A 21210-nucleotide genomic window follows, 5' to 3' on the forward strand; every position below is an offset into this window, starting at 1 on the left:
TCACTGGTTGCCTACCGTTTCGTTCCCGCAGCTCCAGCACCTGCGGCGGCCGTCGATCGTGACGGCGTGCGCGCGGGTGGAGCGCTCACGGGTGCAGTAGTGGTATTCGGCGGCTTCCACCTCGCCGGCCGCGTGCATCGCGGTCAGCGGGTCATCGCCGTTCCTGGCGACGGCCGCCGCGGTGGTGGCCGGTACCGCCGGCCAGTCCAGGCGCACGGTCAGGGCCTCCAGTTCCCGGCCCGGCGTACGGGCCAGGTAGTCCCGGAAGCTGGAGTTCTGGGCGTACGCCCACTTGACCTGGGCGGCGTGCAGCTCGGCCAGGGTCTTGCGCTGCATCCACCGGTGCCGGTTGGCGATCCGCCACACCACGTGGCACGCGGCGATGGCGTCCACCCGCGAGTCGTGGGCCGCGCCCTCCAGGGTCACGCAGTAGTGCCGGCGCAGGTCTTCCAGACGGCGGTGGCCCTTGCGGTACCGGTCGACTTCCTTGTCCAGGACGCGGGGGTCAAGGACGTACGGGGTCACGCGCTCGGCGAGCGGGACGACGCCGTGGCGCCGTGCAGCTCGGTCGAGCAGGGTCAGGTCGAACGGGGCGTTCATGATGACCACGGGGTGGCCGCCCTCAACGGCGGCCACCACGGAGTCGATGACCTCCGCCAGGACGACGGCGGGGTCCTGCCCTTGAGCGTGGGCGTCCGCCGTCGACCAGCCGTGCACCGCCGTCGCGTCGGCCGGGATCTCGAACTCGGGCTTGGCAATCCAGGAGCGGGCGGCGGTCGGCCTGCCTCCGCCGTAGCGCACGACGGAGGCGGTGACGATGCAGTCCGACTCCGGATCCGTGCCGCTGGTTTCGAGATCGAGGCCGCAGAGGGGACGGCGGTGCCACGTCATACCGCTGCCTCCGAGGTATAACGTCCGGTCAGCGCGTCCCGGGCCCGGTTGTAGTAGGAGTGCGGGCGACGGTTCTTCTGGTTGGTTGAGCGGTCTGTCCACCGACAGTTGCCGGGCTCATAACCGCGGTCGTTGTCGATGCGGTCCAGCTCCAGGCCAGGGGGCCGCTCCCCCACGTCGGCCAGGAAGTTGGCGAAGGTCAGCCAGCTCTCGCACACGGTGATGCCACGGCCGCCGTAGTCCGCCCACCGCTTGTGGGACGGGCGGGTGCATCGGCCCACGATGTCCGCCCACGTCCAGTAGATCGACGTGCCGGTGTGCCCGTGCTTCGTGCTCCGCCTGATCGTCGCCTCGCGCGTCAGGCACCCGCATGACTGGGACTTGCCCCACTCCCCGATGGCCACGGCGCGCTCCTCGCCGCAGACGCACCGGGCCTTCACACGCGGCTCTCCGGGCTGCCGGTCAGCGGTGGCGACAAGGCGCCCAACACGCTCGCCTTCCTTAACAGGACGGGGTGCCGGGCTCATCAGCTACACCCCGTCTTCCGGCCACCGCGCTGCTTCTTGCCCCGGTACCGGCCGCCGGTCTTGTTCCGCTTCACCGGCAGTCGGGCGGGCTCCCGCTGGGGGCCCTCGGCCTCGCGGTGTGCCTGCTCCGCCTCGGCGGCCCTGGCGGCCATCTCGGGGCGCGGCGCGTGCACGATCTGCACCTCGCCCCGCTCACCGGCGTCGTCCGCCTCCACGAGCGCCACCAGATCCGCCGAGGTGGGCACCCACGGGAACAGCGCCTTCAACCCGGACTTGAGCATCATGTGGTCGAAGTCCCGGTGCCAGAAAGAGTCCTTGCGGCCGTTGGCCTCGGCGAGCTTGTACGCGTAGCTCCACTCGTCGCGGAGCTGGGCGGCCTTGTGCCGGTTGACGTAGACCACCTGGGAGCGGGTGCCGTCCGTGAGCCGGACGAAGGCGTACGCGAACAGCGCCTTGCCGCGCTCCTCCGGGGACAGGTCCGGCCGGATCGTCAGCCGGAAGTCATCCGGCGCCGGGGCACTCGGGGAGACCTCCCACTCATCGTTCTCGTGGACCAGGCCGCAGTGGACGGAGGCGACCATCCCGGAGCGGTACATCAGCCGGACGTAACCCTGGTACCGGGGCACGAACACGGCCTTGGAGCCCTGCACCTGGATGGCAGCCTCGTAGCCGTCCGGCACCAGGCCGAACCGGGCGCAGGTCAGCAGCGCCATGCGCAGGGATGCCGGTGTGCAGGCGCCGAGGCGGGGCAGCAGCGCGGCCACGGCGGCCCGGAACGCCTCGTACGGCACGTGCTTGGGCAGCGACGCGGCGAACTTGTCGGCGTGCTTGTCCAGGTACTCCTGGACGGCGTCCACCTGGGCCGGGGTCGCCTCCCCCACCGGGGGCTCCACGGCCAGGACGGTGCTCTGCTCGGGGGCGGGGCGCCCGCCGCCAGTGGCGGCGAGCACCCGGTCCATCAGCGTCTCGGTCACGGATCAGACCTCCTTGGCGGGCACGCGCAGCACACGCGCGCGGAACTCGCGGTAGATGGCAGGGTGTTCGGCGGCCAGGCGCTTGGTGTCGATCCCGGTCTTCGTGACCTCGTACTTCTTGGCCAGGTCCGGGTGGGCCTTGGCGAACCGGGCGCCGGCGAAGTTGCCGTTCTGCTTCCAGGTCCACGCGACCTTGCCGCCGGGGGTCTTGACGATCTCGTTCTCACGGGCGATCAGGCGCATGGTGTTCTGCACCGTCTCCAGGCGGCGCTGGGCCCGGTCGATCGCGGCGGACAGGGCGGCCTCCCGCTTGCGCAGGTTGCGGGCCTGCTCGACGGCCACCTCGGCAACGGCGTCGGCCTTGACGTCCCACAGGTGGGCCAGCAGGTCCTTGGTGCCGGGCAGGCCGTCCGCCGGGGGTTCCTCGCCCTCCACGATGTGGCGGTGCCACCAGTCCCCGGTCCACTGGACCAGGTGCTGGAGCAGGTCCTCCCGGCGCGGGACCGCGTGCCACCGCAGCTTGTTGCCGCCCACGCACGCGGCGACGTAGCCCTTACGCCAGCCGCCGACGCCCTGGTACCAAAGGTTCTGGATCTGCGGGGCGTCCGGGGCCTCGTCCTGCTCCCAGTCGGTCAGCTGCCACTCGGTCCGGTTCTTGCACTCCACCGGCCCGTCGACCTCGCCGGTGTCGGGGTCCAGCGCCAGCCGGTCGACGTTGCCGAGCATCCACGGCCGCTCGACGTTGACGTACATGCCGGGCGGGGTGATGACGGGGATACCGGTCCGGCGGGAGAACACCCGGGCAATGGGCTCCTCCATCTCCCGGCCGAACTCCATGGCCTCCGTGTCGAAGTCCTTGCCGCGGCCGTGCTTGTCCTCGTACACGTGCCACGGCCCCTTGCCCGACACGAACCCGAGCAGCACCGCGACGTCGGAGCCGCCCAGGCCGCGAAGGCGTTCGTCCAGCCAGAGCTCCCGATACGCGGGGTCGAGCATGTCGCCGGCGGGCAGGACCACCCGGGCCTCCGGTGCCAGGTCCACACCGGGGAGGGTGAGTTCGGTGATGGTGGCGGTCACTGGATGACGTCCTCTCGGGGGGCGCTGATCTGGAGCAGGTAGGCGGCGGCCTGGCGGGCGCTCGTCCGGCCGCTGCGGCCGCCAGCGAGCCAGGCCCGGATGCGGTCGGCGTCCTCGCCGTACCCCTTGGAGACCAGCAGGTCAGCAGCCCAGCGGGCGCTCACGTACCGGTCGGCGGAGAGATGCGCGGCCATCACTACGGCGGCGGCTTCCGGGAGCTGCTCGGGCAGCTCGGGGGTCGGGGAGGTGCCGTGGACGTAGCGCACCCACAGGCGGCGGCCCTCCCAGCCCACCGACCGGTAGGCGTCGAATTGCCCGGCGGGCCCGTAGGCAGCAATCCGGCCAGCGCGTACCTGGGTGGTCGTGGTCCGGGCGCTTTCGGTGTCGTGGTAGATGCCCACCCGCTGCCAGGCGCCCGGGGCGGCCTTGGCGTAGGCGGCCGTCGTCTGGTGATCGGCGACACGGTGGTAGTCGCGGTACAGGCCGCCCATCAGGAGCCACCTCCGACCAGGCCGCGCAGGAAGTCCACGGCCTGCAAGGTGGACATGCGGCCGTTGCGGTTCTTGATCTCGCCCCGCACCACGGCGGCAGCGTCGAAGTGGCCGTGACGGACCAACAGGTTGACGGCCTGGCCTACGTCCAGGCTGATCTCCTGGGAGGAGTAGGCGGACAGCAACAGGTCCGCCGGGTCCTCCCGCTCCTCCTGGCGGGCCTCCGCCACGACGTTCTCGTACAGGTCCACGTGCCCGCAGGGGTTGGACCAGCGGTGGACCGTCAGGTGGTCGCCGTCGTGGACGAACGCATAGGGGCGGACGGTCTCCACGCCGCGCGGGCCACCACAGCGGGGGCAGCAGGTGGAGATCGTGACGGTGAGGACGCCCGCGCCTTCGTAGCCGGGCCCGGTGCCGTCGTGGCGGACACGGACGGTCATCCGGGTGGGCAACGGTGTCACCGGCTGGTCACCGGCGACGTAGCGCACCCACACGGACTCGCCGTCCTCGCAAGCGGCGGTGTAGGCCTGCCAGTTGCCAGCGCCGGGGAACTCCACGGCGCTGCCCTTGATGATGCGGCCGACTGTGGTGCGGGCGCCGCGCACGGTCGGGTAGGCGTCCAGTCGTACCCAGGTGCCGCGCTGGGCACGGGCCGTGGCGGCGACGGCCGCGAACGCCTTGCGTCGCTCTGCGCTAAGCCTGACCGGGGACATGGTCCTCACCAGCCCTGGCGGGTCTGGGGCTTGATGCCCTCGGCGATGGCCTGGCGGGTCCGGGCCTGCGACGGGTGGCCGAACAGGACTGCGCAGTAACGGCAGTCCTCGCCCTGGCACTCGCCGGATCCGGCGGGCGGACGGGTCGCCGTGCGGTGCAGGACGACCGCGGCGGGGAGCAATGCGGCACAGGACACCGCTGCGGCGATGATCAGTTCACCGTCCACTGGGCACCTCCCTGGGGGTGGTGCGGGCGCTAAGGTTTGCGCTCACGGGTTGGACCTCGATTCATGGGATTGAGGTACGGCCTGGGCTGAGCGGGGCTGTGTGGACCCGGCATGGTCCGTGCGGCCCCGCCGCCGTCACGCCTGGGCAGTCGCGCGCTTGCGGCCCTGGGCGGGCTTGCAGTTGCGCAGTGTCAGGACGGGCGGCGTGGTGGTCGGGTCCTGCTCGGCCGGTTCGGCCGGCGAGTTGATGACGGCCAGGGCATCGGCGGGCAGGACGGCCTGTATGGCCTGGATCACCCGCAGGTCGCACATGCAGAACACGGCCGCTTGCTGGCCGAACTTCTGGTGCGGCAGGCGGCTGATGTTGTCCTCCAGCCAGCGTCTTTTGATCTTGAGCGCGGCGGCTGCCTCGTCGTAGTCGAGGTTCCGGACCTCGACGCAGACGCAGTGCCTGCGCGTCCAGGCGGTCACGGAGCACACGCTCCGCTGGCGTGCGGCTCCTCGGCGTCCTTGGTGGCGTCCTCCACCACCAGGTCGTCAAGGCTGATGCCGTAGGCGGCGCGCATGGCGAGCAGCGTGGGCAGTGACGGCGCGGTGATTCCGGCGATGAGCCGGGACACCGTCGACTGACGCAGCTGGAGCCTCCGGGCGATGGCCGCGTGCGTACGGTCTCCGACCTGGGCGGCCTTGGTCGTCACGGCGGTTCCATGCAACGTGGGCATCCATTCCTCCCCTCTGGTCTTGCATGCGTGCAAGGGTTTGCATGCATGCAAGCGCTCGTACGGATCTTCCCGGCGTGTTTTTTGAATCGAGGGCGCGGAGCGCACAACCGGTCCCACCAGCATCTTTGGCCATAACCGGTCGCGACCTGGGAATATGCATGCATGCAAGCACCTAGGCGGTTGCATGCGTGCGCGCTAGCCTCGGGACCATGCGGAGTATGGACACTGACCATTCGAGCGAGCGATCCCAGATCGCCCAGCGCTTCGGCGCACTCGTCAGCCAGCTAGCCCCTGCGGCCGGCTACGACATGACGCCAGGGGCAGGCGGCCGGAAGGCCCTTGCCCGCGACACGGGCATGAGCGAGTCCGCCGTGGGCCGCATGCTCACCGGCCTCACCCTGCCCATGCCGAACCAGTTCGAGAACCTCGCACGGGTGCTAAATACCGATGTGCGGAACCTTCTGGTCGCCGCAGGAGTCATCTCCCGCGAGGCATGGCCAGATGGGGCTATTCCGGATGTAGGCTCACGTTCTTCGCAGTCACCGCTTTCCCCCGAGGCTTACGCGGACTCATGGGGCATCACAGACCCCGTGATTCGCCAGACGATGGTCGGGTCCATCGAGATGGCGATCAGACTGCAACGGGCGCAAGACACGGAGCACGCAGCGGCGACATCGGGGGCGCCGTAGGCAGGGGGACCTATGCCTGGCAGGACAGCTGTCGCCTCCGCAAGCGGAGCGGCCGTCGGGGTAACGGCCACCATCGCCCTCACCGGCCGCCAACCGGAGGACGACGCCCTCAGCGACCTGATGATGATGCTCGTCTGGCTGTTCGCGATGATCTGCATCACCATCGTCGCGTCCGCCTCCACACGGAGGTGGATCAAGGCCCGAGATGCGAGCAACCAGCAGACGCTGGAGGACATCTCAAGACAGCGCAGCACACTGCTCGAAGTAAGCGCCGCACGGATGGCGGAGCTGAAGCAACGCGAGGACCGGGTGAACAAACAGGCCGAGATGGCGGGGGCTTACGTGATGAGCCTCACCGGCCGCCTGGACCAGGCCCTCACCAGGGTCACCCAACTGGAGCGCAGCCTCAACGAGATGACGGGCCGGTACGAGGACTTGGCGCGCGACCACAACATGCTCATCCGCGAGACGCTGCAGGAGCGGGCGGACCGGTTCACCCGCCGGACCATCACCTCGGCCCGCTCCCCCTTGGGAACGCCGACCGCCCCGCCTGCGCCGGACAACAACCCTGCCCGGCCCTACGCCGATCCGGACGCCGGCCACGCCCCCGTGGCCCCCATCCCGTTCCGAATCCCTAGTCCCAAGACACGGCCGGTCTCCGACCAGCCACGCCATGACCGTCCTGCCGAAGGAGTGGCCGGCCCCGTGTCGTAGTCCCCCAACGTCAATGACGCGGGCCCCGGTTGAATCGACGACCAGGGCCCTTTGCATGCTCGCCGTCAGCTCATTGGCTCGCGGCCTACAGCGGACCGGTTCGGGTGCAGCCCGCAGATCCGCAGTGCGTCCGCCCGGGCGGAGGCGTACGCCGCCACCACGGCGTCCTTGTCTGCACCCCACGCCCGGGCCTCTGTCTCAGTTCCACCGCCGCCGCGCAGCCACTCCGCCGCGCCGTGGGCCGGCTCGTCGGTGAACTCCAGCTCCCAGTCCCACGCCCACCCGCCGCGCGGTTCATGCACCGTCGTAGCTGACACCGTTTCGGTGCCGTCCACCGCATACCTGGCCGGGCCCGCCTGCCAGATGAACGCCCGCGCCGGCAGTCCCGCGCGCACGCCGCCCAACTCGCCGTTGCCGCTCTGTGCCCACTGGTCCGCCGACCACTTCTCGACCAGTACGGGGCCGCCGCGGTCTCGGGCCCATCGCTCGGCCGTCTCCTCCGCGTCCTCGACGCGCCAGAACCCGAGAGTCGCGGAATCGATGCGCAGGGCGTACACCGGCGGTTGCCGGACCGTGGCCGTCTCGGTGGCGCCCGCTGCGGTGGCGCCCTGACTGATGCCAAGCACGCGGTCGAGCGTGGTCATCGCGGCCGTATGCGCCGTCTCCAGCAGGTGCCCGTACCTGTCGGACGTCGTCTTGATGGACTCATGCCCCAGTCGTCGCTGAACGTAGGTGAGGCTGTGGCCGTCGGACAGCAGGGCCGCAACGTGGGAATGGCGCAGGTCGTGGACGGTCGGGTGCTTCCACTCCGGCAGGACCTTGCGCTTCTTCGCCTCCTTGATCGCCGCCGTCCACCGGTCATAGAACGTGCTGTAGGCGAGGCGTCCCCCGTCCCCGTTGGGGAACACGAGGTCATTCGAACTCAGGTCGCCGAGGCCGAAGTCGAGAATCTCCCGCCACAGTCCGGCCGTGATCTCAACCGTCCGCCGCCCGGCTCGCGTCTTGGGCGCCCCGAGCCACCACACCTCCGGCGGCCCCGTGTCCCGCTTCCAGGCCCGGGTGACACGCACCTCGTGCCGGCCTGCCTTGGGCGAGCGCACGTGCTTCGCCGCCAGGGCGGTGGCTTCGCCCCACCTCAGCCCAGTGCCGTACAGGGTGCGGACCAGCATCCGGTCACTGGCCCGTGAGAAACAGCCCACCAGGCCGGCGACCTCCTCGGGCGTCATGAACTCCATCTCGTCCGTTGACTCGTCATCCCCCACGCCCCGCTCGTCGTCCTTGGGCAGCCTGGTGAGGTCACAGGGGTTGCGGTCCCGGAGCGGCGGTTCCGCGATGACCGCCTCTTTCAAGACGGAGGCGAGCAGGGCGTGCAGGCCGCGCAGTGTCTCCGAGGACATGTTCTTGATCTCGGCACCGCGCCTCACCTTGGTGGTGCGCATCTTGTTGACCCATGCACCGATGGTCGCCTTGCTGAAGTGTTCGGTACTGCGGACGTCGCAGTTGCCGAACGTCGGGAAGACGTAGACCTCCATCGCCCGGTAGCGCATGTGCTTGTACCGCTTGCTGGCAGTGCGGTTTTCGATGCTCTGCCGGGCGTAGTTGTCGAACCGGTAGCGCAGTGTTTCCGCGCTCTCGGCCTGGGCGTCGATGTATCCCTCGCCCTTGACCCATCCAGCCGGCCACTGCTGCCCGGCCTCGTCCACGGCCTGGGCGAAGAGCTCGGCCGCCTCGTAGCCCTCCTCGTCCCCGTCGAATCTCTCGTGCTGCCACTCGCCGGTGCGCTTGCCGCCAGCCCTCCACTTGACCTGGTAGCTGGCGATCTCGCCGGCCTTGTTCTTACGCGGTACGACGCTTGCCATGGCCGGGGAGATTAGTGGTGGTGTTCCCACCGTGTTCCCGCGCGCCTGTGGATATCAGCCAAGATCCGACCGTTTCCCCAGGTCAACCTGTATGGGACACACGACGGCCGGAGCCCCCGCACAGTGGGCTCCGGCCGTGGTGGTCTGTCCGTGGCAGGTCAGAGGGCGAGACCGGTGAGGACCAGGACGCGCTCGTAGGTGTAGTCGTCCATCGCGAACCTGACGCCCTCGCGGCCGACACCGGACTGCTTGGCGCCGCCGTACGGCATCTGGTCCGCGCGGTAGGAGGGGACGTCGCCGATGACGACGCCGCCGACCTCGAGGGCGCGGTGGGCCCGGAAGGCGGTCTGCAGGTCGTGGGTGAAGACGCCCGCCTGGAGGCCGTACTTGGAGTCGTTGGCGGCGGCGAACGCCTCGGCCTCGCCGTACACCTTCTGCACGGTGAGGACGGGTCCGAAGACCTCCTCGCAGGAGATCGTGGTGTCCGCGGGGACCTCGGTGAGGACGGTCGGCGCGAAGCTCGCGCCGTCGCGGTCGCCGCCGGTGACCAGGGTGGCGCCTGCCTCCACGGCCTCCTTCACCCACGCCTCGACGCGCTCCGCGGCCGCCTCGCTGACCAGCGGGCCGACGTCGGTCCTGTCGTCGGCGGGGTCACCGGTGACCTGGGCCTCCACGGCGGCGACGATGCGCGGCAGCAGCCGGTCGTAGACGGACGCGTCGGCGATGACCCGCTGCACCGAGATGCAGGACTGGCCGCCCTGGTAGTTGGAGAAGGTGGCGATGCGGGTGGCCGCCCAGTCCAGGTCGGCGTCGCTCGCCCAGTCGCCGAGGACGACGGCCGCGCCGTTGCCGCCCAGTTCCAGCGTGCAGTGCTTGCGCGGCACCGAGTCCATGATCGAGTAGCCGACCTTCTCGGAACCGGTGAACGAGATGACCGGGAGGCGCTCGTCCTGGACGAGGCCGGCCATCTTGTCGTTGGCGACCGTGAGGATCGACCAGGAGCCGGCCGGCAGGCCCTCGGTCTCGGCGAGCAGGTCGCCGATGATCAGGCCGGACAGCGGGGTGGCGGGCGCCGGCTTGAGGATGATCGGCGCGCCGGCCGCGATGGCCGGGGCGATCTTGTGGGCGCACAGGTTCAGCGGGAAGTTGAAGGGGGCGATGCCGAGCACGACGCCCTTCGGGAACCGTCGGGTCAGCGCGAGCCGGCCCTGGCCGCCGGGGTCGGTGTCGAGCCGCTGGGCCTCGCCGCCATTGAAGCGCCGGGCCTCCTCCGCGGCGAACCGGAAGACGGAGACGGCACGGCCGACCTCGCCGCGCGCCCACTTGATCGGCTTGCCGTTCTCGGCCGAGATCAGCCGGGCTATCTCCTCGGTGCGCTCGGCGAGACGCCGGCTGACGTGGTCGAGGGCGGCGGCGCGTATGTGGGCCGGGGTCGCGGCGAACTCGTCCCGCACGGCGTACGCGGCGGCGACGGCTTCCTCGACCTGGGCGTCGGTGGGGACGCTGACCTTGCCGACGAGGCGCCCGTCCCACGGGCTGGTGACGTCGAAGGTGTCGTCGCCGGTGGCCTGACGGCCGGCGAGCCAGAAGGCGTGGGTGGCGGTCATGAGAGTCCCGGCCCTTCCGCGTGTGGGGATGTTCTTGGCTTTCGAGCTCCACCGTAGGCGCGGGAAGGAGAAGCGGCGCTTGTCCGGGGTGTAGTGGTGGAGAGCGGGGGTGCGCCTCTTTGGCAGGGGCGCACGAACCGTGTTCTCCGGGGGCCTCGGGGCTCTCCGGCGGCGGTCAGTCCGCCGACGTGGCCTTGAGCGCCAGCCACAGCTCCATCCGGGCGTCCGGGTCGTCCAGGGAACGGCCCAGGATCTCCTCGACCCTGCGCATCCGATACCTCAGCGTATGCCGGTGCACGCCCAGGTCGGCGGCGGCCGCGTCCCACTGGCCGTGCCGGGACAGCCAGGCCCGCAGGGAGGCCACCAGGTCGCCGCGGCCCGTCGCGTCGTGTTCGTGCAGCGCCCGCAGCAGGCCGTCCGCGAACGCCTTGACCGCGTCGTCGGCCAGCAGCGGGAGCACCGACCCGGCGGCCAGCTGCTCGTGCTCGACCAGGACGCGGCCCCGCCGCCGGGCCACCGACAGGGCCTGTTCGGCCTGCTTGTAGGCGGCCGGCGCGCCGATCGGACCGGACGGCGCGGACATGCCCACGACCAGGTCGCCCTCCTCGGTGACGCCCTGCTCCGACCCGGACCGCGCGGCCTCGCGCGCCGCCGCGTACTCCACGCACGCGCCCGCCGCCGCGCCCCCGTCCGCGGCCAGCACCACCAGCCGCTCCCCCTCCGGCACCACCAGCACCGCCTCGCCCGCGCGCGCCGCGGCCGACTCGACGGCCTCCGTGAGACCGGCGAGCAGCTCGCCGCCCGCGTCGGCGACGATCATCCGGAAGGGGGCGTCGAGCAGTCCGCCGTAGAGGTCCCCCGCGACCCCCCGGGCATGGTCCGGCTGCCCGGCGAGCAGCATGCGCAGCACCGCCGCGCCCACCCGCTGCTCCGCCTCGTGCAGCGACCGGGAGCGTTCCGTCGTCAGCGTGAGCAGGGCGATGGCCGAGTGGACGGCGTACCGCTCGGCGGTGCCGAGCGCGGCCGCGGTGCCGACCGCCAGGGCCGCCCGGGGCCTGCGGCCGGTGCCCAGCGAGTGCAGCTCCACCCGGTCCTCGTTGTCCGGGCCGCCCACCACCGAGGAGGCCGGCGCGGGGCGCTCCCGCAGCCGTTCCACCTCGGCCGTCAGCCGGGCGGCCCGGCGGCCCGCCCACTCCGGTGCGGTGGCGACCACCGCGCCCGAGGCGTCGTACAGCGCCGCCCAGCCGTTGACCTGCGCGGCGAGTGCGGCGAGCAGGCCTTCGGGCCCGGCGCTCAGGGCCTGCCGGGTCAGTTCGCGCTGGGCGGCGAAACCCGCCGTCACCGCCCGGTACTGGTCGGCCGCGATCGCCGCCGACACCGCCTTGCTGATGGCGAGGAAGGGGGTGCGGCGCGGAACCTCCAGCAGCGGCAGGTCCTCCCGCACGGCCGCGTCGACCAGCGCCCCGGGGATTTCGTCGTAGTTGACCCCGACGGCGAAGCCGAGTCCCACCACACCCGCTTCCACCAGGCGTTTCACATACCGCCGCATCGCCTGTGGATCGTCCGCGTCCAGCTTGAGCGCGGTGATCAGGAGCAGTTCCCCGCCCTCCATGTACGGGACCGGGTCGGCGAGTTCGCTGACATGGGCCCAGCGCACCGGCACGTCGAGGCGGTCCTCGCCCGCGCGCACGGTCAGCTTGAGCGCGGAATGGTGGACGAGCGAGGCGAGCGTGGGTGGCATCGGGCCGTCAGATCTTCTCTTCGGTCGGACACACGTGAGGGCGTGTGGTGGGGGCAGAGTGCCTTTGGCCGTCTCGTATGAACGGCCTCTCTCGATTCTGCCTCACTGTACGGTCGCGTGTGTCCCCCTGTTCAAACCCGGCCGGCGCCACCCCTGAGGTCCACCAGCAGCGGCGGCGCGTGCTCGCCCTTGACGGTGGTCAGGGAGAGCACCGCGTGCCCCGCCGGCACGCCGTGGGCGAGCTCGGAGGCCGACCAGCGCTCGCGCTCCACCTGGCGCACGGTGACCGCGCGGGCGGTGGGCGCCTTGCCGGTGATGACCTGCCGTACGACGTGCAGCGCCTTGCCCGCCGGGGTCTCCGCGATGATCTGCCGGTCGGTGACGTCCCGGGCCTCGGTCCACTCCTTGCCCCAGACCTCGGCGAAGTCCTGGCCGTCCCAGGGGGTCAGCCCGGCGAAGGCCATCCGGCAGCCGGCGGCGCCCAGCAGCGGTCCGCGCAGCGGCCGGGGCACGTCGTCCAGGGTGCGCAGGGTCAGGGCGACGCCCGCGTTGGCCGACCGCAGCCGCTGCACCGCCCGCACCGCCTCCGGTGTCACGACGCCCGTCGCGTCGTCGAGCAGCAGGCAGGCGAAGAGCGAGCGGTCGTCCCGTACCGTCACGCTCGCCGTGAACTGGGCGAGGACCAGCCGGGCCAGGATGCGGGAGGCGTCCGCGTGGCCGCGCTCGGGCAGGTCGATGCGGACCCGGACCGGATGGTCGAGGGACCTGAGGGAGAAGGGACGGGACTGGCCGGAGGTGTCGAAGAACCCGGCGAAGGCCGGGCGGTCGAGGAGGGCGACGCGGTCGGCGAGGACCGAGCCCACGTCTCCGGGATGGCCCATCTGCCGTTCCCGGGCGTCGAGTTCACGCAGCAGCGACTCGTGTCCCGTGGCCGTCAGCGCCTTGCGGAGCGCGGCCACCGGGCCGGGGGCGCCGTCCAGCAGTCCGCGGAGTTCGGGGACGGAGGGGAACCGGCCGTGGACCGCCCTGAACGGGCCGAGCAGCTGGGCGAGGACGGTGGTGGAGCGGCGGCCGTCACTGCCGGGGTGCGGGTCGGCGAGGTCGCCGACGAGGGCCTCGGCGAGTATGGCGGCGGCCTCGTCGGGGTCAGTGGTGCCGCCGTACAGGTCGAGGTCGTAGACGGACTCGGGGTGGGCGATGCGGACGACGACGTCGTAGGAGTCGGCGGGTCCGAGCCCGGCGCCGGCCGCGCCGACGACGACCACGGAGGCACGGCCGGCCAGGGCGTGCAGGCAGAGCGACTCGGCGAGCGGGCGCATGAGCGCGCCGGTCTTGCCGGAGCCGGCCGGGCCGACGGCGAGCAGGGAGGTGCCGAGCAGCTCGGGGCCGAGGGCGAGGCCGGTGCCCCGGTAGAGGTAGGGGTTGCGGGGGTCGTCGGCGGTCGTGCCGAGCCGCACCTGGCCGGTGACCAGGTCGTGCCGGGCGTGCCGGGCGGGCAGGTCGCGTTCGCCGGAGGGGTGCAGGCAGGCGGCGGCGCCGTCCTTGACCACGGCGGCGGAGAAGGAGGCCATGGTGTGCCGGCCGCTGCGGACGCCCTGCCAGGCCCGGGCGATCCGGGCCTGGTCCACGTCGCCCATCAGTCCGGCCCGCGCCTCGGCGGCCAGCCGGTCGGCGGCGTCCTGGGCCCCGGCGGCCCGCAGGTGGGGCCACTGGGCGGGGTCCTGCTCGGGAGCGGGCGTCCGCTCGGGGGCGGGCGCGCCGGAGGGCTGGGTCCAGGCGGGGGGGCCGTAGCGGCGCCAGACCTCGCCCCAGCGGCCGAGCCGGCCGACCACGAGCATGATCGCCAGGGCGATGAGCGTGTAGTAGCCGTACCAGAGGACGGCGTTGCCGACGCGGTCGTCGGAGTGCCGCCAGGAGTCCGGGGTGAACAGCTCCAGCGGTACGACCCACCAGCCGCCCAGATATCCGTTCCACAGCAGCGACCAGAGCAGCCAGCCGACCAGGAAGGCGATCACCGCGCCGCTCAGCAGCTGCCGGGCCGGGATCCGCTCGGGCTCCTCCGCGGGCCTGGGGGTGTACCGGAACCGCCACACCCCGGGCGCGGCCTCCGGCCGCGAGGCCCGCAGCCAGCTCACGAAGGCCGAACCGTCGGGCCTCGGAGGAGCCCCGGGCGGCAGGTGCGGCGTCCCCGGGGGCAGGTTCGGTCGCGGTGGTACCGCCCCCGTGTCCTGCGGCCCCGCCGGACGCGGCACAGGATTCGCGTGCGTGCCCCGCGTGTCCCGCGTCCCGTCGCTGTCCATCGCCCTTTCCCCCTGACCAGCCGTTCCGTCCACCGTCAGCGAGTCAATCTAACGCGCTCCCAACGGGAGTTCACCGCTTACACGGCCGACGAACCGCCGACCGGTTCCCGGCACCGCCCGGCGCCCTATGTCCACCACGGACAACGCCGACCCCCGACAACACCCACATGGAGCATGCCCACCTCTCATACCCGGCCCTAGCCTGCGAAGAAAGAAGGAGAGCGTCCGGATACGCACCGCCGGATCCGCCCCGGGGCCGCCGGACTCGCACGGCACCCCGGCACGCACGATTGATCAGGGAGCCCCCATGACCGCACTTCCGCAGGAGCGCCGCGTCGTCACCGCCATCCCCGGCCCCAAGTCGCAGGAGCTGCAGGCCCGCCGTACCGCCGCGGTCGCGCAGGGCGTCGGTTCCGTGCTGCCGGTGTTCACCGCCCGCGCCGGCGGCGGCATCATCGAGGACGTCGACGGCAACCGCCTGATCGACTTCGGCTCCGGTATCGCGGTGACCAGCGTGGGCGCCTCCGCCGAGGCCGTCGTACGCCGGGCCGCGGCCCAGCTGGCCGACTTCACCCACACCTGTTTCATGGTCACCCCGTACGAGGGCTACGTGGCCGTCGCCGAGGCGCTGGCCGAGCTCACCCCGGGTGACCACGCCAAGAAGTCGGCGCTGTTCAACTCCGGCGCCGAGGCCGTCGAGAACGCCGTCAAGATCGCCCGCGCCTACACCAAGCGGCAGGCCGTCGTCGTGTTCGACCACGGCTACCACGGCCGGACCAACCTCACCATGGCCCTGACCGCGAAGAACATGCCGTACAAGCACGGCTTCGGGCCGTTCGCCCCCGAGGTGTACCGGGTGCCGGTGGCGTACGGCTACCGCTGGCTGACCGGCCCCCAGAACGCCGGTGCCGAGGCCTCCGCCCAGGCCATCGACATGATCAGCAAGCAGATCGGCGCGGAGAACGTGGCCGCGATCATCATCGAGCCGGTGCTCGGCGAGGGCGGCTTCATCGAGCCCGCCAAGGGCTTCCTGCCCGCGATCAGCCAGTTCGCCAAGGACAACGGGATCGTGTTCGTCGCCGACGAGATCCAGTCCGGGTTCTGCCGTACCGGTCAGTGGTTCGCGTGCGAGGACGAGGGGATCGTCCCGGACCTGATCACCACCGCCAAGGGCATCGCCGGCGGTCTGCCGCTGGCCGCCGTCACGGGCCGCGCCGAGATCATGGACGCCGCGCACTCCGGCGGCCTCGGCGGCACCTACGGCGGCAACCCGGTCGCCTGTGCCGGTGCGCTCGGCGCCATCGAGACCATGAAGGAGCAGGACCTCAACGGCAAGGCGAAGGCCATCGAGGCGATCATGAAGCCTCGTCTGTCCGCCATGGCCGAGAAGTTCGACGTCATCGGTGACGTCCGGGGCCGCGGCGCGATGATCGCCATCGAGCTGGTCAAGGACCGTGCGACCAAGGAGCCGAACCCGGAGGCGACCGCGGCCCTCGCCAAGGCCTGCCACCAGGAGGGCCTGCTGGTCCTGACCTGTGGCACCTACGGCAACGTGCTGCGCTTCCTGCCGCCGCTGGTCATCGGCGAGGACCTGCTCAACGAGGGCCTCGACATCATCGAGCAGGCCTTCGCCCGGATCTGACACACAGGCCGCACACAGGTTCACGTACCCTGCGTCCGGGCCGCCCCCGCCCCTCCCTCCGCGTGACGGGGGAGGCGGGGGCGGCCCTCGTCAGGCCGTGTGAAGAACGTGTGCGAGGTGGATGACGGGACGCGTTTCCGCCTGTCGCCGCACCGCACTCTGCCGTAGGTTCTGAGCAGATGAGAGATACACCCCGCCCACAGGGGACTGTGGGCGACTTCAGGCCGGGGCCTCCCCAGCTTCGACCTGGTCGTGCCCTCGCGCACACACCCGGCGCCTCCGGCTCCGGATCTCCTCACCGATCGGACGGTCGCCCGCCCCAAACCCCCCGGGGCGCGCGGCGTTCCGATCCGGACGGCCGCCCCGGAACCACCCCCCCTGTTCCGGGGCGGCCGACCTCCTTTCGCCGCCTTCCGTACGCGGCACTCCTGGGACTGCTGGGCCTTCCGGCCCTCCTCTTCGCGCTGATCACCTGGCAGGTCGTGGCGCACGGCCCCCTGCTGCGCCTGGACAGCCGCCTGAGCGGCGCACTCGTCCATCCGGACCGGTTCTCCGAGCTGCTCTCCGACCTCGGGAACGTGCAGGTCGCGGTCCCGGTCCTGGTCGTCGCCATCGGCTACGCCGTCCGGCGCGGCCGCGTCACCGGTACAGACCAGTGGTGGTTGCCGCCCGCCGCGGCCGCCGGCCTGATGGCGCTGGTGCCGGCGATCATCGTGCCGGTGAAGGACTGGACCGCCCGTCCGGGGACCCCGGTGGTGCCCCCGGCGGTCGGATATTTCCCCTCCGGCCATACGGCGACGGCGGCGGTCGCGTACGGCTCGGCGACCCTGCTCCTCCTCCCCTGGCTCCGCTCCCGTGCCGCCCGCCGCGCCGCCGTCACCTGCTGCGCGGCCCTGGTCCTCGCCGTCTCCTACGGTCTGGTCCGCCGCGGCTACCACTGGCCGCTGGACGTGGCGGCCAGCTGGTGCCTGTGCACGGTCCTGCTGACGGCGCTGTGGCTGGTGCTCAGCCGAAGTAGGAGTCGAAGGTCCTCTGGAACTCCCAGTTGGAGAACCGGTCCCAGTTGACCGACCAGGTCATCAGGCCGCGCAGCGTCGGCCAGGTGCCGTGGGTCGCGTACGAGCCGCAGTTCGTCCTCTTGGTGAGGCAGTCCAGGCTCTTGGTGACCTCGGCCGGCGCGACGTAGCCGTTGCCCGCGTTGACCGACGCCGGCATGCCGATCGCGATCTGGTCCGGGCGCAGCGCCGGGAAGACGTTGTTCGCGTCGCCCGCCACCGGGAAGCCGGTGAGCAGCATGTCCGTCATGGCGATGTGGAAGTCCGCGCCGCCCATGGAGTGGTACTGGTTGTCGAGGCCCATGATCGGGCCCGAGTTGTAGTCCTGGACGTGCAGCAGCGTGAGGTCGTCGCGCAGGGCGTAGATGACCGGGAGGTAGGCCCCGCAGCGCGGGTCCTGGCCGCCGAACTTGCCGGTGCCGTAGAACTGGTAGCCCATCTGGACGAAGAAGGTCTCGGGCGCCATCGACAGCACGAACTTGGAGCCGTACCGGGCCTTGAGGGTCTTCAGCGCGGAGATCAGGTTCACGACGACCGGGGTGGTCGGGTTCTTGAAGTCCGTGTCGTTGGTGTTCAGGGACAGCGAGTGGCCCTCGAAGTCGACGTCGAGGCCGTCCAGGCCGTAGGTGTCGATGATGTTCGAGACGGAGGAGACGAAGGCGTCCCGGGCGGCCGTCGTGGTGAGCTGGACCTGCCCGTTGGCGCCGCCGATCGAGATCAGCACCTTCTTGCCGGCCGCCTGCTTGGCCTTGACCGCCGCCTTGAAGTCCGCGTCGCTCTCGACGTTCGGGCACTCGGTGACCGGGCAGCGGTTGAAGCGGATGTCCCCGGAGGTGGCCGAGGTCGGTTCGCCGAAGGCCAGGTCGATGACGTCCCAGCTGTCGGGGACGTCGGCGAGCCGGGTGTAGCCGGAGCCGTTGGCGAAGGAGGCGTGGAGGTAGCCGACGAGCGCGTGGGTAGGCAGGTCGCCCGAGCCGCCCGAGGAACCGGCGGTGGTGGTGGCCGCGACGGCGGCGGACCTGGCGGACTCGCCGGCGTCGTTCACGGCGGTGACCTGGAAGCTGTACGCCGTCGACGGGGTCAGTCCGGCCACGGTGGCCGACGTGCCGGTGGCCGTCTGGACCTTGGACCCGTTCCGGTAGACCGCGTAGCTCGTGGCTCCGGTGACGGCCGTCCAGGACAGTCCGACGCTGGTGGAGGTGATCGTCCCGGTCTTCAGGCCGCTGGGTGTGGCGGGCGGCTGGCCCGTGCTGCCGCCCGGGCCGACGAGCGAGATGTCGTCGGCGTCGTAGGCGCCGGTGCCGTACCAGCCGTGGGTGTAGAGGGTGACCCTGGTGGTGGCGGCGCCGGTGGTGAAGGTGGTGGTGAGCTTCTGCCAGTCGGGGGCGGACTGGGTCCAGGTGGAGACGTCGGTGGTGCCGGTGCCGCTCGCGCCGAGGTACACGTAGGAGCCGCGGACGTATCCGGACAGGGTGTACTGGGCGCCCGGCTGCACGGTCACCGTCTGCGTGCACTGGGCGTTGTCGCTGCCGGCCGGGGTCGCCTGCAGCGCGTGGGCGCCGCTGTGCACGGGGGAGGTCACGGTGGTTCCAGCCGTACAGCTCCAGTTGTCGAGGCCGGACTCGAAGCCGCCGTTGCGGGCGAGGTCGGCGTCGGCCGCACGGGCGGCCGACGAGAGCGCGGTGATACCGGACGCGGCCAGCAGACCGGCCGTGAGCAGGGTGAGGACAGGTCTCGCGCGAACCACAAGTGCCTCCGGTGATGGGGGAATTGGAGGAGTCGAAGCCGCGCTCAATTTGGTCCAGACCAATCTTCTTGTCAAGGCTTGCGGCACAGCGCCCCGAAGGGGCACGGGGCTGCGACATGTGCGGCTCCGCCGCGTGGGCGCGACCAGCCACGACGCACCCGCATCCGCACCCGCACCCGCACCCGCACCCGCACCCGCACCCGGCCGACGACCTCACGCAAACGGCGTCTGGTCATCGGCCAGCCCCGCCGCCGCCTCGTGTATGGCCAGTTCCAGCAGCGCCGGATCCGTCAGCGTCCCCGACCCGTCCGGGACCACCAGCCACCGCACCCCCTGGGTCGACCGCCCGGGATACGGCACCACGATCCAGGTGCCGTCGCCCGCCGTGCGGATCCCGGTGCCGAGCCACCGGGCGGCCGTGCCGGGCGGCACGAAGAAGCCCACCCGGTTGTCGCCGAAGTCGACCAGGACGGGCCCCGGCTGGTCGAGGACCCGGGTGAGCACGTCCAGGGTGGGGTAGCCGAGCTCGCCCGGCAGGATCAGCACGTCCCAGGCGCGGCCGGCGGGCAGCAGCGCGATCCCCAGGGGGTTGCGCTCCCATTCCCAGCGGCACGCCTCGGGGTCGGGTGCCACGGATGCCAGCCAGTCGACCGCCGTCTTCGCCCCAGTCATCAGAAGACCTCCCAGTCCCACTCGTCGACGCGGTCGTCGCGTCACGAGGAGAGAGGGAGGTCCTCCGGGGGCATTACGCGGGTTTCGTCACCTTCCAGAAGTGACCTGGATCACATTCTCGGAGGGGTCAGCTGTCGAAGCCGAGTCCCATCCGGTCCATCGCCCTGAGCCACAGGTTGCGCCGGCCCCCGTGGGCGTCGGCACGGGCCAGCGACCACTTGGTCAGCGCGATCCCGGTCCAGGCGAACGGCTCCGGCGGGAAGGGCAGCGGCTTCCTGCGGACCATCTCCAGGCGGGTGCGCTCGGTCTCCTCGCCGGCCAGCAGGTCCAGCATCACCTCGGCGCCGAACCGGGTCGCCCCGACCCCGAGGCCGGTGTACCCGGCCGCGTACGCCACCTTGCCCTGGTGGGCGGTGCCGAAGAACGCCGAGAAACGGGAGCAGGTGTCGATCGCGCCGCCCCAGGCGTGCGTGAAGCGGACGCCCTCCAACTGCGGGAAGCAGGTGAAGAAGTGCCCTGCGAGCTTGGCGTAGGTCTCCGGGCGGTCGTCGTACTCGGCGCGCACCCGGCCGCCGTAGTGGTGGATGGCGTCGTAGCCGCCCCACAGGATCCGGTTGTCCGCGGACAGCCGGAAGTAGTGGAACTGGTTGGCCGAGTCGCCGAGGCCCTGCCGGTTCTTCCAGCCGATCGCGCCCAGTTGCTCGGCGGTCAGCGGCTCGGTCATCAGGGCGTAGTCGTAGACCGGGACGGTGTAGGCACGGACCCGCTTGACCAGGTTCGGGAAGATGTTGGTGCCGAGCGCGACCCGCCGGGCCCGGACCGACCCGTACGGGGTGCGTACGGCCATACCGGCGCCGTACGCCTTCAGTTCGAGGGCGGGCGTGTGCTCGTACACGCGGACACCGAGGGCCAGGCAGGCCTGCTTGAGGCCCCAGACCAGCTTGGCCGGGTTGACCATGGCCACGCCCCGGCGGTCCCACAGGCCGGCCTCGAAGGTGGGCGAGTCGACCTGGGCGCGCAGCGCGTCGGCGTCGAGGAACTCGATGCCGTCCGCGAGGCCCCTGCCCTCCAGTTCCCTGTGCCAGTCACGCAGCTCCCAGGCCTGGTAGGGCTCGGTGGCCACGTCGATCTCACCGGTGCGCTCGAACTCGCAGTCGATGCCGTGCCGGGCGACCGCGGCCTCGATCTCGTCGAGGTTGCGCCGGCCCAGCTCCTCGAGCCGGTGGATCTCGTCGGGCCAGCGGGCCAGCCCGTTGGAGAGCCCGTGGGTGAGGGAGGCGGCGCAGAAGCCGCCGTTGCGGCCGGAGGCGGCCCAGCCCACCTCACGGCCTTCCAGCAGGACCACGTCCCGCCCGGGGTCGCGCTCCTTGGCTCCCAGCGCGGTCCACAGTCCGCTGTATCCGCCGCCGACGACGAGCAGATCGCAGGTCTCGGCGCCGGTGAGCGCGGGCTCGGCGGGCGGCTTGCCGGGGTCTTCGAGCCAGTACGGGACCGGCTGCGCTTCGGAGAGAGACGATGTCCAATCTGCCTGACGGCTCATGGCGCTTGGGGCCATGATTTTC

General features: G+C 71.5%; 20 protein-coding genes. 4 read left to right on the forward strand and 16 right to left on the reverse strand.

The genetic code is table 11. The annotated features are described in order from the left end of the window. The 9 genes from ACFY3I_RS29615 to ACFY3I_RS29655 all read right to left on the reverse strand — a co-directional run bounded on the left by ACFY3I_RS29615 (window position 1) and on the right by ACFY3I_RS29655 (window position 5622). Window positions 1–891 carry an exonuclease domain-containing protein gene (locus ACFY3I_RS29615; protein WP_390864121.1) on the reverse strand — a complete coding sequence of 297 codons (891 nt, stop codon included), beginning with the start codon at window positions 889–891 and terminating at the stop codon, window positions 1–3. Then, a complete protein-coding gene (locus ACFY3I_RS29620; protein ID WP_390864123.1) occupies window positions 888–1295 on the reverse strand; it encodes a hypothetical protein in 408 nt (135 codons plus the stop codon). Before ACFY3I_RS29620 ends, ACFY3I_RS29615 begins: the two co-directional genes overlap by 4 nt. Window positions 1296–1417: 122 nt before the next feature. Next, window positions 1418–2392 carry a recombinase RecT gene (locus ACFY3I_RS29625; RefSeq protein WP_390864125.1) on the reverse strand — a complete coding sequence of 325 codons (975 nt, stop codon included), beginning with the start codon at window positions 2390–2392 and terminating at the stop codon, window positions 1418–1420. A 3-nt stretch (window positions 2393–2395) separates the two neighbouring features. Further along, window positions 2396–3469 carry a YqaJ viral recombinase family protein gene (locus ACFY3I_RS29630; RefSeq protein ID WP_390864127.1) on the reverse strand — a complete coding sequence of 358 codons (1074 nt, stop codon included), beginning with the start codon at window positions 3467–3469 and terminating at the stop codon, window positions 2396–2398. After that, window positions 3466–3960, reverse strand: a complete 495-nt coding sequence (locus ACFY3I_RS29635; RefSeq protein ID WP_390864128.1) for a hypothetical protein — start codon at window positions 3958–3960, stop codon at window positions 3466–3468. Before ACFY3I_RS29635 ends, ACFY3I_RS29630 begins: the two co-directional genes overlap by 4 nt. Continuing rightward, on the reverse strand, window positions 3960–4673 hold the full coding sequence (locus ACFY3I_RS29640) for a hypothetical protein (RefSeq protein ID WP_390864130.1): 714 nt from the start codon (window positions 4671–4673) through the stop codon (window positions 3960–3962). Before ACFY3I_RS29640 ends, ACFY3I_RS29635 begins: the two co-directional genes overlap by 1 nt. Before the next feature lie 5 nt (window positions 4674–4678). Next, a complete protein-coding gene (locus ACFY3I_RS29645) occupies window positions 4679–4900 on the reverse strand; it encodes a hypothetical protein (protein WP_390864132.1) in 222 nt (73 codons plus the stop codon). 135 nt (window positions 4901–5035) lie between these two features. Continuing rightward, the gene (locus ACFY3I_RS29650) at window positions 5036–5371 is read right to left on the reverse strand and encodes a hypothetical protein (protein ID WP_390864134.1); all 336 of its coding nucleotides are present in this window, start codon (window positions 5369–5371) and stop codon (window positions 5036–5038) included. Further along, a complete protein-coding gene (locus ACFY3I_RS29655; RefSeq protein WP_390864136.1) occupies window positions 5368–5622 on the reverse strand; it encodes a helix-turn-helix domain-containing protein in 255 nt (84 codons plus the stop codon). The genes ACFY3I_RS29650 and ACFY3I_RS29655 overlap by 4 nt, the downstream gene beginning before the upstream one ends. Before the next feature lie 218 nt (window positions 5623–5840). Here ACFY3I_RS29655 and ACFY3I_RS29660 point away from each other — a divergent pair, with 218 nt between their 5' ends. Both ACFY3I_RS29660 and ACFY3I_RS29665 read left to right on the forward strand, forming a co-directional pair. Further along, window positions 5841–6311 carry a helix-turn-helix domain-containing protein gene (locus tag ACFY3I_RS29660; protein ID WP_390864138.1) on the forward strand — a complete coding sequence of 157 codons (471 nt, stop codon included), beginning with the start codon at window positions 5841–5843 and terminating at the stop codon, window positions 6309–6311. Between the two features lie 12 nt (window positions 6312–6323). After that, window positions 6324–7025, forward strand: coding sequence for a hypothetical protein (locus ACFY3I_RS29665; RefSeq protein WP_390864140.1), 702 nt, complete (start codon window positions 6324–6326; stop codon window positions 7023–7025). 65 nt (window positions 7026–7090) lie between these two features. Here ACFY3I_RS29665 and ACFY3I_RS29670 read toward each other — a convergent pair whose 3' ends face one another. The 4 genes from ACFY3I_RS29670 to ACFY3I_RS29685 all read right to left on the reverse strand — a co-directional run bounded on the left by ACFY3I_RS29670 (window position 7091) and on the right by ACFY3I_RS29685 (window position 14532). Next, a complete protein-coding gene (locus ACFY3I_RS29670) occupies window positions 7091–8884 on the reverse strand; it encodes a tyrosine-type recombinase/integrase (protein ID WP_390864142.1) in 1794 nt (597 codons plus the stop codon). Window positions 8885–9042: 158 nt separating this feature from the next. Beyond that, entirely contained in the window at window positions 9043–10491 is a 1449-nt protein-coding gene (locus tag ACFY3I_RS29675) for an aldehyde dehydrogenase family protein (RefSeq protein WP_365289325.1), read from the reverse strand. A 175-nt stretch (window positions 10492–10666) separates the two neighbouring features. Next, a complete protein-coding gene (locus tag ACFY3I_RS29680) occupies window positions 10667–12232 on the reverse strand; it encodes a PucR family transcriptional regulator (protein WP_390864144.1) in 1566 nt (521 codons plus the stop codon). Between the two features lie 131 nt (window positions 12233–12363). Then, on the reverse strand, window positions 12364–14532 hold the full coding sequence (locus ACFY3I_RS29685; protein WP_390864146.1) for an ATP-binding protein: 2169 nt from the start codon (window positions 14530–14532) through the stop codon (window positions 12364–12366). Window positions 14533–14839: 307 nt separating this feature from the next. Between ACFY3I_RS29685 and gabT the strand changes: the two genes are divergently transcribed. After that, the gene (gene gabT, locus ACFY3I_RS29690) at window positions 14840–16174 is read left to right on the forward strand and encodes a 4-aminobutyrate--2-oxoglutarate transaminase (protein ID WP_390864148.1); all 1335 of its coding nucleotides are present in this window, start codon (window positions 14840–14842) and stop codon (window positions 16172–16174) included. Window positions 16175–16353: 179 nt separating this feature from the next. Further along, complete coding sequence (locus ACFY3I_RS29695) at window positions 16354–17241, forward strand: phosphatase PAP2 family protein (protein ID WP_390864150.1); 888 nt, start codon at window positions 16354–16356, stop codon at window positions 17239–17241. Here ACFY3I_RS29695 and ACFY3I_RS29700 read toward each other — a convergent pair. The 3 genes from ACFY3I_RS29700 to ACFY3I_RS29710 all read right to left on the reverse strand — a co-directional run bounded on the left by ACFY3I_RS29700 (window position 17180) and on the right by ACFY3I_RS29710 (window position 21203). Further along, window positions 17180–18976, reverse strand: coding sequence for a chitinase (locus ACFY3I_RS29700; RefSeq protein ID WP_390864151.1), 1797 nt, complete (start codon window positions 18974–18976; stop codon window positions 17180–17182). The genes ACFY3I_RS29695 and ACFY3I_RS29700 overlap by 62 nt on opposite strands. A gap of 213 nt (window positions 18977–19189) precedes the next feature. Then, the gene (locus ACFY3I_RS29705) at window positions 19190–19648 is read right to left on the reverse strand and encodes a hypothetical protein (protein ID WP_365289331.1); all 459 of its coding nucleotides are present in this window, start codon (window positions 19646–19648) and stop codon (window positions 19190–19192) included. Window positions 19649–19775: 127 nt separating this feature from the next. Then, complete coding sequence (locus tag ACFY3I_RS29710) at window positions 19776–21203, reverse strand: NAD(P)/FAD-dependent oxidoreductase (protein ID WP_390864153.1); 1428 nt, start codon at window positions 21201–21203, stop codon at window positions 19776–19778. Between the last annotated feature and the right edge of the window lie 7 nt (window positions 21204–21210).

Origin of the sequence: Streptomyces sp. NPDC001068 (assembly GCF_042897315.1) — a bacterium.
Lineage (GTDB): Bacteria > Actinomycetota > Actinomycetes > Streptomycetales > Streptomycetaceae > Streptomyces.

Excerpts from the sequence above, each read along its gene's own strand:
- ACFY3I_RS29695 (WP_390864150.1), top strand. The coding sequence starts at position 16,354 with ATGAGAGATACACCCCGCCCACAGGGGACTGTGGGCGACTTCAGGCCG.
- ACFY3I_RS29705 (WP_365289331.1), bottom strand. The coding sequence starts at position 19,648 with ATGACTGGGGCGAAGACGGCGGTCGACTGGCTGGCATCCGTGGCACCC.
- ACFY3I_RS29615 (WP_390864121.1), bottom strand. The coding sequence starts at position 891 with ATGACGTGGCACCGCCGTCCCCTCTGCGGCCTCGATCTCGAAACCAGC.
- ACFY3I_RS29660 (WP_390864138.1), top strand. The coding sequence starts at position 5,841 with ATGGACACTGACCATTCGAGCGAGCGATCCCAGATCGCCCAGCGCTTC.
- ACFY3I_RS29640 (WP_390864130.1), bottom strand. The coding sequence starts at position 4,673 with ATGTCCCCGGTCAGGCTTAGCGCAGAGCGACGCAAGGCGTTCGCGGCC.
- ACFY3I_RS29655 (WP_390864136.1), bottom strand. The coding sequence starts at position 5,622 with ATGCCCACGTTGCATGGAACCGCCGTGACGACCAAGGCCGCCCAGGTC.
- ACFY3I_RS29680 (WP_390864144.1), bottom strand. The coding sequence starts at position 12,232 with ATGCCACCCACGCTCGCCTCGCTCGTCCACCATTCCGCGCTCAAGCTG.
- ACFY3I_RS29635 (WP_390864128.1), bottom strand. The coding sequence starts at position 3,960 with ATGGGCGGCCTGTACCGCGACTACCACCGTGTCGCCGATCACCAGACG.
- ACFY3I_RS29670 (WP_390864142.1), bottom strand. The coding sequence starts at position 8,884 with ATGGCAAGCGTCGTACCGCGTAAGAACAAGGCCGGCGAGATCGCCAGC.
- ACFY3I_RS29675 (WP_365289325.1), bottom strand. The coding sequence starts at position 10,491 with ATGACCGCCACCCACGCCTTCTGGCTCGCCGGCCGTCAGGCCACCGGC.
- ACFY3I_RS29665 (WP_390864140.1), top strand. The coding sequence starts at position 6,324 with ATGCCTGGCAGGACAGCTGTCGCCTCCGCAAGCGGAGCGGCCGTCGGG.
- ACFY3I_RS29710 (WP_390864153.1), bottom strand. The coding sequence starts at position 21,203 with ATGGCCCCAAGCGCCATGAGCCGTCAGGCAGATTGGACATCGTCTCTC.
- ACFY3I_RS29685 (WP_390864146.1), bottom strand. The coding sequence starts at position 14,532 with ATGGACAGCGACGGGACGCGGGACACGCGGGGCACGCACGCGAATCCT.
- gabT (WP_390864148.1), top strand. The coding sequence starts at position 14,840 with ATGACCGCACTTCCGCAGGAGCGCCGCGTCGTCACCGCCATCCCCGGC.